Raw genomic sequence first — 13,462 nt, forward strand, 5'->3', positions numbered from 1 at the left:
GTGCTGAGGTCGGGCGGTTCGGGGGTGGGGCTGGCTCTGGGACCGGGACCGTTGGCGAGTCGCCTGCTGGTTCGGCTGCTAGTTCGGGCATTGATTCGCGCGCTGGTTCGGTTGGCGAGTCGGTTGGTGGTTTGGTTGCCGGTTTGAGTGCTGGCTCGGCGGCCCGGCCGCTCTCCGGCATCCGCGTCCTCGACCTGACCCGGATCATCGCCGGTCCCAACGCCGGGCGCGTTCTGGCCGGCTACGGCGCCAACGTCACCATGGTCCGTTCGCCCCTGCTGCCCACCATCCGCGGCCTCGACCTGGATCTGAACGTCGGCAAGGCGTTGCGGTTCCTCGACCTGCGCAGCGAGGCGGGCCGGGCGGCGTTCCTGGACCTCGTCCGCGAGGCCGACATCGTGCTGCAGTCCTATCGGCCCGGCGCGCTGGAGGCGCTGGGGCTCGGACCCGCCGACCTGGCTGCCGTCAAGCCGAACCTGGTCTATGTCTCCATCTCCGCCTACGGATCCGAGGGTCCGTGGGGCGGTCGGCGTGGCTTCGACTCGCTGGTGCAGATGGCGGTCGGGATCGCGGAGGAAGGGATGCGCGCGGCGGGTTCCGAGCGTCCCGTGCCGCTGCCCGCGCAGGTGTTGGACCACGGCGCCGGCTGGCTCGCGGCCGCCGGGGCGATCGAGGCGCTGCGGCGGGGCGGCGGGTTGGCGGTCGATGTGAGCCTGGCCGGTGTGGGGCGCGCGCTGGATGCGCTCGGTCGCCTCGATCCGGCCGTCGGACTGGCGGTCGCCGACCCGACGTTGTCCGACGTCGACGACCTTCTGCTGCGCGCGCCGAGTGCGGCCGGCGTCCTGACGCGGGTGCGTTTTCCCGGCAGCGTGGCGGGTGCGACGCTCGGCTGGTCGGGGCCGCCGCCGCACGAGTGATCGGCGACGGGTCGGCGGCTGATCGGCGGCTGATCTGTGACACGTCGGCGGCTGGTCTGTAGCCGGTCTGTAGCTGGCCGGCAGCCCGGCCCCGTTTCGAAACTTCGTCCGTCGCTCACCGCGTGTTCACCCAGCGGGGTCAGGCCTCTGGCTAGCGTCCCCGGCATGACCGATCGGATGCCCGTCGACCGTCGTACCGCTCTGCTCGCCGCCGGCACCGCCGGCGTCGCGCTCGCCGCCACGCCGCTGGTAGCCTCGCCGGCCGCGGCCGCGCAGGCCCCGTCCGCCCCGGCTCCCGCACCGTCCGCCCCGGCTTCGTCGGCGCCGGCCCAGGCCGCCTCGCCGCTCCTGCTCACGACCCCCGGCGCGCTCGGCGCCCCGCCGGTCGACGGGCTGCACCTGACCTTCGGCGCGGACCCGGCGCGCGAGATGTACGCGTCGTGGGCCACCACGGCGTCGGTGCGCCGTCCGCGCGTGCGCTTCGGCACCCTCGACGGCGGCCACGGCGACACCGTCCAGGCCGAGACCCGCACCTACACCGACGGCGCCTCCGGCCGCGAGGTGTACGTGCACCACGCGCACATCAGCGGTCTGCGTCCGGACTCGACCTACATCTACAGCGCCCTGCACGACGGCGTCCTGCCGGACTCGGCCGCATTCCGCACCGCGCCCTCCGGCCGCAAGCCCTTCACCTTCACCAGCTTCGGCGACCAGGCCACCCCGGGCACGACCTGGGCCCCGGCCACCGGCGGCGGCTTCAGCTCGGCCACGGCGACCCTCGCCACCCCGGCGGCGTCCGACATCGTGGCCGGCGTCGAGCAGGTGGCGCCGCTGTTCCACCTGCTCAACGGCGACCTGTGCTACGCCAACATCAACCCGGACCGCCTGCGCACCTGGGACTCGTTCTTCCAGAACAACACCCGCTCGGCCCGCTTCCGCCCCTGGATGCCCGCCGCCGGCAACCACGAGAACGAGAAGGGCAACGGCCCGCTGGGCTTCTCGTCCTTCCAGACCCGCTTCGCCCTCCCGCCCAACGGCGAGGACGCGGAGTTCGCAGGCCTCTGGTACGCCTTCACCGTCGGCGCGGTCCGCTTCGTGGTCCTGCAGAACGACGACGTGGCGCTCCAGGACGGCGGCGACTCCTACGTCAGCGGCTACAGCGCCGGCCGCCAGCGCGCCTGGCTGGAGCGCACGCTGAAGGCCGCGCGCCGCAACCACGGCATCGACTGGATCGTGGTCTGCATGCACCAGGTGATGATCTCCAGCTCCGACGCCAACGGCGCCGACATCGGCATCCGCGAGCAGTGGGGCCCCCTGTTCGACAAGTACGAGGTCGACCTCGTCGTCTGCGGCCACGAGCACGACTACGAGCGCTCCCACCCGGTCCGCGGCGTCGTCTCCGGCAGCCAGACCCTGACCCCCAACCCGGTCGCGACGGACACCAGCCACATCGACACGTCCAAGGGCACCGTCCACATGGTCCTCGGCGGCGGCGGCACCTCCAGCCCCAGCAACCAGAAGTTCTTCGCGGGCAGCAAGGCGAAGGTCCTGATGGGCGTCGGAGCCGTGGGCGCGAACGGCAAGAAGACCCCGACCTACGTCTTCGAGGACGCACCCTGGATCGGCGTCCGCGACGAGCAGCACCCCTACGGCTTCGCCGCGTTCGACGTGGACCCGGGCACCTGCCCGGGCGGCGAGACGCGGATCCACGTGACGTACTACGTGGTCGGGCAGCCGGACGGGAAGATCGCGCCGCTGGAGACGTTCACGTTGAGCCGGAAGCGGAGCGACGGCTGAGCGAGTGCCTGAGGCGGCGCTAACTCACGATCCCATGAAGCCCCCCAAGCCGTAGCCCGAACACCTCAGGCTACTGACTTGGGGGCTTCGCGGTCGGCTTGGCCGCCTACTTCCCGTTCTCGATCTGCACGCGCTCGATCACCTGCGGCTTGGCCGCCTCCTTGCCCGTCTCCTCGCTGAGGCCCTTCTTCACCGAGTCCAGGATCGCCAGGCCCTGGCCGACCAGGCCGGCGGCGATCTCCGACAGGCCGTCGGCGCCGTTCAGGACGTTGATGTTCGCGCCGTTCAGGCCGCCGGCGGCCTTCTCGACGATCAGCGGGAGCTGGTCGATGATCATGCGGTCCAGCGCCACGCGGTCGTAGCTGGCGGCGGCTTCGGCCTGGACGCGCATGCGCTCGGCTTCGGCGGCGGCGGTGATGCGGACCCGCTCCGCTTCGGCCTCGGCCGGCTTGACCACTTCGGCGACCAACTGCTGCTGGCGGAGTTCGGCGTTGCGCTGGGCCAGCTCGGTCTGGGCCATCAGCACCTCCTGCTGGGCCTTGGCCTGGGACAGCGGGCCGGCCTGGGCCGCCACCGCCTGGGCCTGGTCGACCTCGGCCTTGTACTGGGCCTGCACGATCGCCGTGTGGCGGGCGTACTCCGCCTTGTTGCGCTCGGCCTCCTGCTGGGCCTCGACCGAGGCCTGGGTGGCCTGGGCCTGGGCGATCTGCGCCTGGCGCTGGATGGCGGCCTTGTGCGGGGCGGCCATGGCGTCGATGTAGCCGGTCTTCATGTCGTCGATCGACATGATCTGCAGGGAGTCGACGGTCAGGCCGATCTTGGCCATCTCCGACTTGGAGGTGTCCAGGACCTCCTCGGCCAGCTTCTGGCGCTCGGTGACGATCTCCTCGACCGTCATCGAGCCGATGATGGAGCGCAGGTGGCCGGCGAAGATGCGGGCGGTCAGGGTCGACATCTGGTTCTGGTCGGACAGGAAGCGCTGGCCGGCGTTGACGATGCTCTCGGTGTCGTTGCCGACCTTGAAGGCGATGACCGCGGTGACGGTCAGGGCGATGCCCTGCTTGGTCACGCAGGTCTCGGAGACCTCCGCCTCCTGCATGGACAGCGTCAGGAACCGGGTCTTGCGGAACACCGGGAGGATGAACTTGCCGTGGCCGGTGACGACCCGGAACGGGGCGCCGCCCTGCCCCCGGCGGCCGCCGGAGATGAGCATCGCCTGGTCAGGGGCGGGCACTCTGTAGCCGAACATGGTGGTCAGCCTTCTTCCCGTGAGCTGAGATGGATGTTCACAGCCTGTCCAGTTCGTCCAGCGGATCCTCGGCGTCCGGGAAGGCGATCACGTCGACCGCGCGCGCCCCGCGGGACTCCACGACCAGGATCCGGGTGCCCTTCGCCAACGGCTCCTCCGACCAGGCCAGGAACGCCTCGCTGCCGCCTCGCACCTTCACCACCGCCTCGCCGGGCCCCCGTTGGCCGCGCGTACCGACGTGCAACACACCCACGCATCCGATCACCGCGTCGTCTGGCACTTTCCGCACGTTACACCCGTGCCCGGACCTGGACCACGCAACCCCTTCCCATCGAAGATCACGTCGCCTACGCTGCGCTCATGCCGCAGGGAGAACCGGGCGTCCTGACCCGGAACCGAGTAGCGACCTTCGTCTTCTTCGGGGTGCAGGGCTTCGCGTTCTCGCTGCTCACCTCGAAGGTGTCGGTCATCCAGAAGCAGCTGCACGTCTCCGACGGCACGCTGTCCATCCTGCTCGCCCTGGTCCCGATCCTGGCCGGGGTCGGCTCTGTGCTGGCGGGCCTGGCGATGCGCTGGACCACCTCGGCCGCCGTCCTGCGGATCGCCGAGCCGACGGTGATCGGCGTATTGGTGATAGTCCCGCATACGAGGAACCTCTACCAGGCGATGCCGATCCTGATGCTCTTCGGCCTGGCCGTCGGCGCCGCCGACGCCACGATGAACATGCAGGCCTGCGGGCTGGAGCGGCGCTACGGCCGGTCGATCATCCTGGCGTTCTTCGGCGTCTGGGCCGCCGGGGCCATCGTCGGCTCCGCCTGGGGCGCCCTGGGCTCGGCCGCGGGCTGGCACCTGAGCCTGACCTACCTGGTCGCCGCCGTCGTCGGCGTCGCCGCGACCCTCTACGCCGGCCCGATGCTGCTGAAGAACCTGCGCGACGAGACCATCGTCAAGGACGCCGACGGCAAGCTGCCACACATCCCCTGGCGCCCGATGATCCTGCTCTGCGTGGTCATGACCCTGGCCTACATCGGCGAGTCCAGCGTCACCGCCGCCGGCAGCGACTACCTCACCAAGGGCCTGAAGTCCTCCGACACCTTCGGCGGCCTCGTGGTCGGCGCCTACACCGTGGGCCAGGTCCTCGGCCGGTTCCGCGGCGACCTGGCGGTCCAGCGCTTCGGCAGTGTGAAGGTGGTGCGCGCCGGGGCGGTGGTGTGCGCGGCCGGATTCGCGATCGTGGTAGGCGCTTCGGGCCCGTACATGGCGCTCGCCGGATTCCTCATCGCCGGCTTCGGCCTGTCCCCGCTGGTCCCGGTGGCGTTCACCGCCGCCTACGCCAACGACCCGACCGGGTCCGGCGTCGCGGTCGCGCGCATCAACGTCTTCAACTACCTGGGCTTCCTGCTCGGCGCGCCACTGGTGACCGGCCTGTGGGGCGCTGGCGTCAGCCACCGGGAGGGCATGGCCGTCCCGATGGTGATGATCGCCATCATCGTCCTGCTCGCCTACGCCTTCGACCCGAGGCGCGCTCCCGTGCACGACGGCACACTCCAGACCCCGGCCGTGGGCGGCGCGGAAACGGTACCTACATTGGGGACGTGACCAAACGCGGCACGGTAATAGCGGGGTTAGTTCTCAGTTCTCTACTCGTCGCCGGATTGAGCGCCTGCAGTAGTGGCGGTCCCTCCGGGATCTCCAAGGCGCCGGTGGCGTACGGGCAAGTCACGCAGGTCGTCGAGGCGCCGGCGAGCGTGACGCCGAAGTCGCAGATCACGGTGAACGCCACGGCCGCCGGCTCCATCGCGCAGCTGATGGTCTCCGACGGCCAGCACGTCAAGGCCGGCCAGACCCTCCTGCGCATCGACTCGCCAGACGCTCAGGCGCAGCTGGCCGCGGCGAAGGCGGCGGACGCGCAGGCCGCCTCGCAAGGCAAGAACTCCTCAGGCGGCACCAGCGTCCTGGACTTCTCCCAGTCGGAGTCCCAAGCCGACGCGAACGCCCAGAAGGCTTTCGACGCAGCCCAGGCCACCGCCAACCAGATCGCGGATCCGTCGATCAAAGCGTCGATCTTGTCGCAGATCACCAGCGCGCGCACGCAGTACGCCACAGCGTCCTCGGACGTGCGGACCACCATTGCGAACTTCAACAACGGACTCGCCTCTGCGTCGGACGTCCTCGGGTCGCTCAGCGATGCGCAACGGACGCAGACACAGGCCGCAGTCGCTATAGCGCAGAAGACAGTGGACTCCCTCACTATTAAGGCCTCTATATCCGGGGACGTCTCCCTGCGCAGCGGAGTAGGCGGGGCAACCGCTTCAGGAGTGGATGTCTCCTCACTGTTGTCCCAACTCGGCGGGAGCCTGGGTTCGTTGGCCGGCGCCGCAGGGGGCAGTCTCGGGTCGGCCGCGTCCGGGGGCAGCGGAGGCACCGGCTCAGGGGCCGACACGGTGATCTCGCAGGGCTCCCCTGTGGATTCCGGAGCGCCGCTGCTCGTCATCACCGACTCCTCGACGCTGACCGTGACGGCCCAGGTCGACGAGACCTCCATCCTCCAGGTCTCTCCGGGCGTCACCGCGGACGTGCAGCTGGACGCCGTCCCCGACGCCGACTACCCGGCGACCGTCATCTCCATAGACAGCCAGGGCCAGGCCTCCAGCCGGGGCGGCGTCACCTACCGGGTCCGGCTCTCCCTCGGCGCCGGCACGCTCGGCGACGGCTCCGCGGCCCCGGTCCCGCGTCCCGGGATGAGCGCCGTCGCCGACCTCAACGTGGCGAACAGACCGCACGTCCTCGCGGTGCCCTCGGCGGCGATCGTGCACGACGGCAACCAGGACACCGTGTGGCTGGTGACCTCGGGGGTCGCGCACCGGCACGTGGTCCGGCTCGGCGCACAGGGCGACACCACCGTGGAGGTCTCGGGAGGCCTGAACGCCGGGGACCAGATCGTGACCTCGGGAGCCGACAAGGTCCACGACGGGCAGAAGCTCTAACGATGGCCGCTGAAACACCGAAAGCACAGGATTCTCCGAAAGCACAGATAGAAGCGGTCGCGGTCACCCGCTCGTACCGCATGGAGGGCGTTTCCGTGGACGCTCTGCGCGGTGTCTCCCTGACCATCGAAGAGGGCGACTACGCGGCCATCATCGGGCCGTCCGGGTCCGGGAAGTCCACGCTGATGCACCTGCTCGGCTGCCTGGACCGGCCAACCTCGGGCACGCTCCTGGTCCGGGGACGCGACGTCGGTTCCCTGGACGACAGCGAGCTGGCCGAACTCAGGAACCAGACGATCGGGTTCGTCTTCCAGTCCTTCCAACTCCTCGCGCGTACTACAGCTCTGGAGAACGTCGCCCTGCCGCTCGTCTATAGGGGAGTACGCAGAGCCGAACGCAGAAGGCGTGCCGCAGAGGCGCTAGATGCGGTGAACCTCGGGCACCGCATGGGACACAAGCCGACCCAGATGTCCGGCGGAGAACAGCAGCGCGTCGCTATAGCGCGGGCGCTCGTAGGGGAGCCCGCGGTACTTCTAGCAGACGAACCCACAGGGAACCTCGACACCGTCAACGGCGACGAGGTGATGGCGATCCTCGAACGGCTCAACAAGGACCGCGGAGTCGCCGTCGTCCTGGTGACCCACGAGGCCGACATCGCGGCGCGCGCCCGGCGGATCATCCGCGTGCGGGACGGCCTCATAGAGGAAGCACCGGAGCTCCTGTGAGAGTCAGCGAATCCTTCCGCGTCGCCTTCGACGCGCTGCGCGCGAACCGCCTGCGCTCCCTGCTGACCATGCTCGGCGTGGTGATCGGCGTGGCCGCGGTGGTGGTCCTGGTCGCCATCGGCGGCGGCGCCAAACAGCTGGTCACCTCCGAGGTCGAGGGTCTGGGCTCGAACATCGTGTTCGTCGCGCCCGGCAAGTTCCAGCTCGGCACCACCCCGGCCATCTCCCGGCTCCAGCTCTCCGACGCCGACTACCTGAACCGGGTGCTCGGCCGGCCCGACGCCGTCGCCGTCTCCCTGGCCTCGGCCGAGAACCTGCGCGCCGGGACCAAGACGTTCTACGCGACGGTGCAGGGGACCACGGCGAACGTCGTCGACGTCTTCGACCGGCCGGTCGCCGAGGGCCGCTACGTCTCCAAGGCCGACATCGCCTCCGCGCGCCGGGTGATCGTCCTGGGCCCGGACGTCGCGAACGCGCTGTTCCCCGGCGCCGACCCGATCGGCCGGCAGGTGGACATGGGCGGTGTCGAGTTCCGGGTGATCGGGCTGTTCCAGGCCAAGGGCGGCGCCTTCGGCCTGAGCCCGGACACCGAGGTGCACATCCCGGTCACCGCCGCGCAGCGGCTGTTCGGCATGCAGACCATCTCCGGCTTCGCCACCAGGGCCCAGAGCCCCGGCGACGTGGACGCCACCGGCGCCAAGATGGTCGCCGCGCTGAAACAGAAGTACCGGGGCGACGAGTTCACGGCGGTGTCCCAGACCCAGATCCTGGGCACCATCGGCAAGATCCTTTCGCTGCTCACCCTGGTGCTGGCCGCGATCGCCGGCATCTCGCTGCTGGTCGGCGGGGTCGGGGTGTCCAACATCATGCTGGTCTCGGTGCGCGAGCGGACCAAGGAGATCGGGCTGCGCAAGGCGCTCGGCGCTCGGCAGCGGGACATCCTCGCGCAGTTCCTCTTAGAAGCTGTGATGCTGACGAGCATCGGCGGTGTCATCGGGATCGGATTGGGGGTCGGCGCCTCCTTCATCCTGTCGTCCTTCACACCGCTGCCCGCGGTTCTCGCATGGTGGTCGATCGTGCTCGCGTTCGGGGTCTCGGCCGCCGTCGGGGTGTTCTTCGGCGTGATGCCCGCTCGACGGGCCGGAAAGCTGGATCCAGTGGTGGCTCTGCGGACCGAATAGGTGTCGGGTACATGTGATGTAGGCACAAGGAGCAGCGCTGGTATGTCTACGCGGGTTACCTTCTCCTCATGACCGCCGCTCCCACTCGCGACGAACTCCGCGACCACCTCCTGACGCACCGCATCGCGGGCGCCGTGGCCACTCCGCGGGAGGACAACCTCCGGAAGTACGCGATGTTCGCGGAGCGGGATCCCTATCACCTGTTCGGGCTTGAGCCGGAGCGGGTGTGGACGCAGGGCGACGTCGTGAAGCTGATGGCCGACCGCGCCGGGGTGTCGGCGGACCCGAAGTACCGGTCCGGGCAGGACCACATCGACGTCGATCTCACCCTGGACGCCCTGGACCGGTTCGCCGACCGGCTCGGACAGGCCCGCGAGCTGCGCCAGCGCGTCCTGCTCGCCACCGGGCATCCCAGCACCCTGCTGGCCGTGCACCTGGCGTTCGCCGCCGGGCTGCGCGAGGCCGGGTGCGAGGTGACGGAGGCCGGCGCCGGATGGTCGTATCAGGCCTCGGCGCAGGTCGGGCGCAAGCGCAGGTCCATCGCCTACTTCGGCGGGGTGGGGGTGACCGCAGAGGGCGGTTCCCTGGTGCACACGCACTCCGCGCGTCCCATCCGGGCCGCGCTGGCCTCGCTGGCCGGGGACGGCGAGCCGCTGCCGGACCTGGTGGTCGCCGACCACGGGTGGTGCGGCGGCGCGGGGCAGGCCGGGATCGACGCGATCGGGTTCGCCGACTCCAACGACCCGGCGCTGTTCGTCGGGGAGGCCGAGGGCGTGGTGCAGGTGGCGGTGCCGCTGGACGACGGGATCGCACCGCGGCACTACACGCCGATGTCACGGTACGTACTCGCCCGGGCCGGGCTCGCCGGCGCCACGGGCTGGTACGGGGCGTAGGGCTGCGGTATCGCCGGCTCAGCGTGTTGAGCAAGGCTGTGTTCAGGCTGTGCTCGGGCTGTGTTCGGGATGCGCTCAGGCTGTGCGCGCGCCCGCCGCGCCAGTCCCGAACCGGGCGGCGCGTGTGCGGCGCGCCACGGCGGGTAAGCGGGCTACCCCAGGTGTAACAGTCCGCAAATCACACGAATGCCGCATCCTCTTCCCCATATGTATCATCCACCCCTATCCTCATAACATGGCTTCTGAGATATCCGACATGCACGGGAGCGCTCGCACGGGCGGCGACGCCGCGCGGCTCTCCGAGGTCAAGTTCCTCACGGTCGCCGAAGTCGCCCAGGTCATGCGGGTGTCCAAGATGACCGTGTACCGCCTGGTACACAGCGGGGAACTGCCGGCGGTCCGTGTGGGCCGCTCCTTCCGGGTCCCCGAACAAGCCGTGCAGGAGTACCTGCGCGACGCCTACGTGGCGGAGACCCTTTAGCCGCTCGAAACCTTCCCCCGACCGCTCGCCGCGGCCTCGCCGGACCCCGGCGCCGACGGGCGTTTGGTGGCGGGGCCGGACGACCAGGTACTCTTGGCCAGTCGCGAATCCCGTCAGAAGTGAGCGAGGGCACCCGAGTGGGCTCAGTCATCAAGAAGCGCCGTAAGCGTATGGCCAAGAAGAAGCACCGCAAGCTGCTCAAGAAGACGCGCATCCAGCGTCGTAACAAGAAGAAGTAGCCGGCGCGTCGGGGGGTTGGCCGCGGCATGACCGGTGCGGGTCGGACTCGGACGGACGGCAGGACGTCCGGCAGCCGCCGCGTGCTCGTGATCGGTGCGGACGGCCAGTTGGGCCTGTCCGTCGTCGAAGCCCTGCGGGAGACCGGACGCGTCCGGTTCGTCGCCGGGGCCGACGGGGCCGACGCCTCCGGCTCTCCCGCGATCGCCCGCCTCATCGCGGACACTGACCCCGACACCGTGGTCCACCTGGGCCTGGAGCCCCGGCCCTCGAGTGCCGGCGGCCGGGCGGCGATGAAGGAACGCAACGTCATCGGGACCATGCAACTGCTGGCCGCCGCCTCCAAGGCGCCCGGGCTCAAGCGGCTGGTCGTCAAGTCCAGCGGCGCGGTCTACGGCTGCGCGCCCCGGGACCCGGCCCTGTTCGCCGAGGACACACCCCCGCACCGGCCGCCGACGTCCGGCTACGGCAAGGACGTGGCGGAGGCCGAGGGGTACGTCCGCGGGTTCGCCAGGCGCCGCCCCGACGTGGCGGTGTCCGTGTTGCGCTTCGCGCCGTTCGCCGGTCCCGGCGTGGCCTCCCCGCTGCTGGACTACCTCACCCTGCCCGTGGTGCCCACGGTGCTGGGCTACGACCCGCGCCTGCAGTTCGTGCACATCGACGACGCGGTGCGGGCCCTGGTGCTGGCCACGCTGGGCGGCCACCCGGGCACCTACAACGTGGCCGGCGACGGCGCCATGCCGCTGTCCCAGATCACCCGCCGCCTGGGCCGCCCGACGTTCCCGGTGGTGTCCTTCGGCGCCGGCTTCTTCGGCGGCCTGATCCGCCGGGCCGGGATCGTCGACTTCACGCCCGACCAGGTGGACCTGGTGCGCTACGGCCGGGTCCTGGACACCGCGCGGGTGCGGGCCCGCCTGGGCTGGGAGCCGGGGCACACCGCGGCCGAGGCGCTGCGGGCGCACGCCGAGGCGGTCGGGCTCAAGCCGATCGTGCCCGGCTGGACGAAGGGGTACTGAGGTGGCGGACGAACCCCGAGTGGCGGACGGGACCCGAGCGGCGGACGAGGCCAAGGCTACGGACCAGACCGAGACCGAAGCCAAGGACGGGACCAAGGCCGAGGCCGAAGACGAGCGCGAAGCCGAGGACGAGCCCGAGCGCGCCCCGCAGGCCGCCGCGCGCGGCGGCTGGGAGGACAAGGCCGCCGGCGCCCTGGCCTTCCTGCGCCGCCGGATCACCGGCGAGTACGAGGTCGACGAGTTCGGCTTCGACCCGGACCTGAACGACAACGTCCTGATGGGCGTCCTGCGCCCGCTCTACGACAAGTACTTCCGCGTCGAGGTCTCCGGCATCGAGAACGTCCCGGCCGACGGCGGCGCCCTGATAGTGGCCAACCACTCCGGCACGGTCCCGGTGGACGCGCTGATGACGCAGGTCGCGCTCCTGGACCACCACCCGGCCGGCCGGCACCTGCGCATGCTGGCCGCCGACCTGGTCTTCACGCTGCCGTTCGTCGGCGAGCTGTCCCGCAAAATGGGCCACACCCTGGCCTGCAACCCCGACGCCGAGCGCCTGCTGCGCGGCGGCGAGGTGGTCGCGGTGTTCCCCGAGGGCTTCAAGGGTGTCGGCAAGCCCTTCTCCCAGCGCTACCGGCTCCAGCGCTTCGGCCGCGGCGGCTTCGTCTCCGCCGCGCTGCGCACCGGCGTCCCGATCATCCCGGTCTCCATCGTCGGCGCCGAGGAGATCTATCCCAAGATCGCGGACCTGAAGCCGCTGGCGCGCCTGATCGGGCTGCCGTACTTCCCGATCACCCCGACCTTCCCGCTGCTCGGCCCGCTCGGCCTGGTCCCGCTGCCGACGAAGTGGCACATCGCCTTCGGCGAGCCGATCCCCACCAGCGGCTACGACCCCGGCGCGGCCGACGACCCGATGCTCGTCTTCGACTTGACCGACCAGGTGCGCGAGACGATCCAGGACACGTTGTACCGGCTGCTTCTGCAGCGGCGGTCTGTGTTCTTCTAAGTTCTTCTAAATCGGTGTTCTTCTAGAGCGGTGTTCTTCTAGAGCGGTCGGCGCTCTTCTGGAGGCTCCTCACGAAGGCGTTCCGCCCTGGGGTGGAGACCTGGTTTCCACCCGCGTCCCACCTCCGGGTTGACGTGGCGACAGGCCCCCGGCCCGGATAGTCGTAGCCATGACGACAACCGACTGGATCATCGACATCGCCCTCGTGCTCATCGTCTTCCGCCAGCTGCGCGAGGAGCGGATCTCGAAGGCCACGTTCATCGTGCCGCTCGCCATGATCACCTTCGCGGCGGAGAACTATCTGCACGGCATCCCCACCGCCGGGAACGATCTGGTGCTGATAGCCCTGATGACCGGTGTGGGCGTCGTGTTCGGACTGTTCGGCGGCCTGCTGACCCGGGTGCGGACCCTCCAGGGCCGCGTGCACATCAAGGCCACCGCCGGTGCGGCGGCCCTGTGGGTGGCCAGCATGGGCTTCCGGCTCGGGTTCGCGGTGTGGTCCACCCACCCCTCCGGTGAGGCGCACCTGAGCAGCTTCTCCGCGGCCCACCACATCACCAGCGGCCAGGCCTGGGTCACGGCCCTGATCCTGATGGCGTTCGGCGAGGTCGTCGTCCGCCTGGGGACCATCGGCGTCCGCGCCCTGATCCTGTCGTCCCGCGGGGTCCGGACCGGGACCCGGACGCAGAGCAAGACCGAGGCTCGCGAACTCGTGACCCGCTGATCCGGAAAACGGATGGCGTTCTTCTTCAGAAGGCTCTCTCAGAGAGCCTTCTGCGCCATTCGCCGGGTGCGGAATATGGCCATTCTCCGGCTATCCCGCCAATCTGTCGTCTGCGGGGTTTCCGGCTCTCCCGTGTGAGCACAGCCACACCACTTTCCGCCGCGTGTCCCTATCAGATGACGTGGTTTCCCCTCAGGGAAAAGCCGAGGATAGTCGGCGTCGCGCCTGCGGAGGGGGGAGTCCGGGGGGAGC

At 70.3% G+C, this 13,462-nt stretch carries 14 protein-coding genes; 12 read left to right on the plus strand and 2 right to left on the minus strand.

Translation table 11 applies throughout. The features are described from left to right. Positions 1 to 143: 143 nt before the first annotated feature. Both GWK61_RS45500 and GWK61_RS45505 read left to right on the plus strand, forming a co-directional pair. Positions 144 to 917, plus strand: a complete 774-nt coding sequence (locus GWK61_RS45500; RefSeq protein WP_194918925.1) for a CoA transferase — start codon at positions 144 to 146, stop codon at positions 915 to 917. 165 nt (positions 918 to 1,082) lie between these two features. After that, entirely contained in the window at positions 1,083 to 2,714 is a 1,632-nt protein-coding gene (locus GWK61_RS45505) for a purple acid phosphatase family protein (RefSeq protein WP_194918928.1), read from the plus strand. A 106-nt stretch (positions 2,715 to 2,820) separates the two neighbouring features. Here GWK61_RS45505 and GWK61_RS45510 read toward each other — a convergent pair whose 3' ends face one another. Together GWK61_RS45510 and GWK61_RS45515 are read right to left on the minus strand one after the other, a co-directional pair. Beyond that, on the minus strand, positions 2,821 to 3,963 hold the full coding sequence (locus tag GWK61_RS45510) for an SPFH domain-containing protein (protein ID WP_194918930.1): 1,143 nt from the start codon (positions 3,961 to 3,963) through the stop codon (positions 2,821 to 2,823). Between the two features lie 37 nt (positions 3,964 to 4,000). Further along, the gene (locus GWK61_RS45515) at positions 4,001 to 4,252 is read right to left on the minus strand and encodes an NfeD C-terminal domain-containing protein (protein WP_438939819.1); all 252 of its coding nucleotides are present in this window, start codon (positions 4,250 to 4,252) and stop codon (positions 4,001 to 4,003) included. Between the two features lie 71 nt (positions 4,253 to 4,323). On the opposite strand from GWK61_RS45515, the gene GWK61_RS45520 reads away from it, so the two are divergent. The 10 genes from GWK61_RS45520 to GWK61_RS45565 all read left to right on the plus strand — a co-directional run bounded on the left by GWK61_RS45520 (position 4,324) and on the right by GWK61_RS45565 (position 13,210). Beyond that, complete coding sequence (locus tag GWK61_RS45520) at positions 4,324 to 5,562, plus strand: MFS transporter (protein WP_194918935.1); 1,239 nt, start codon at positions 4,324 to 4,326, stop codon at positions 5,560 to 5,562. A gap of 104 nt (positions 5,563 to 5,666) precedes the next feature. Next, positions 5,667 to 6,950, plus strand: a complete 1,284-nt coding sequence (locus GWK61_RS45525) for an efflux RND transporter periplasmic adaptor subunit (RefSeq protein WP_194918936.1) — start codon at positions 5,667 to 5,669, stop codon at positions 6,948 to 6,950. Positions 6,951 to 6,952: 2 nt separating this feature from the next. Further along, a complete protein-coding gene (locus GWK61_RS45530; RefSeq protein ID WP_194918938.1) occupies positions 6,953 to 7,675 on the plus strand; it encodes an ABC transporter ATP-binding protein in 723 nt (240 codons plus the stop codon). After that, entirely contained in the window at positions 7,672 to 8,856 is a 1,185-nt protein-coding gene (locus GWK61_RS45535) for an ABC transporter permease (RefSeq protein WP_194918940.1), read from the plus strand. Before GWK61_RS45530 ends, GWK61_RS45535 begins: the two co-directional genes overlap by 4 nt. 68 nt (positions 8,857 to 8,924) lie before the next feature. After that, positions 8,925 to 9,749 carry a phosphatase gene (locus tag GWK61_RS45540; RefSeq protein ID WP_194918942.1) on the plus strand — a complete coding sequence of 275 codons (825 nt, stop codon included), beginning with the start codon at positions 8,925 to 8,927 and terminating at the stop codon, positions 9,747 to 9,749. Positions 9,750 to 10,005: 256 nt separating this feature from the next. Then, on the plus strand, positions 10,006 to 10,230 hold the full coding sequence (locus GWK61_RS45545; protein ID WP_194918946.1) for a helix-turn-helix domain-containing protein: 225 nt from the start codon (positions 10,006 to 10,008) through the stop codon (positions 10,228 to 10,230). Positions 10,231 to 10,367: 137 nt separating this feature from the next. Beyond that, positions 10,368 to 10,469, plus strand: a complete 102-nt coding sequence (locus GWK61_RS45550) for a 30S ribosomal protein bS22 (RefSeq protein WP_015796886.1) — start codon at positions 10,368 to 10,370, stop codon at positions 10,467 to 10,469. Between the two features lie 27 nt (positions 10,470 to 10,496). Continuing rightward, positions 10,497 to 11,483: an NAD-dependent epimerase/dehydratase family protein gene (locus tag GWK61_RS45555; RefSeq protein ID WP_194918945.1), complete on the plus strand. Its 987-nt coding sequence runs from the start codon at positions 10,497 to 10,499 to the stop codon at positions 11,481 to 11,483. A 1-nt stretch (position 11,484) separates the two neighbouring features. Continuing rightward, positions 11,485 to 12,486 carry a lysophospholipid acyltransferase family protein gene (locus GWK61_RS45560; RefSeq protein WP_323748052.1) on the plus strand — a complete coding sequence of 334 codons (1,002 nt, stop codon included), beginning with the start codon at positions 11,485 to 11,487 and terminating at the stop codon, positions 12,484 to 12,486. A gap of 169 nt (positions 12,487 to 12,655) precedes the next feature. Continuing rightward, positions 12,656 to 13,210, plus strand: a complete 555-nt coding sequence (locus GWK61_RS45565; RefSeq protein WP_228564029.1) for a hypothetical protein — start codon at positions 12,656 to 12,658, stop codon at positions 13,208 to 13,210. Positions 13,211 to 13,462 lie beyond the last annotated feature (252 nt).

It is taken from the genome of Catenulispora rubra, assembly GCF_015356825.1.
Lineage (GTDB): Bacteria > Actinomycetota > Actinomycetes > Streptomycetales > Catenulisporaceae > Catenulispora > Catenulispora rubra.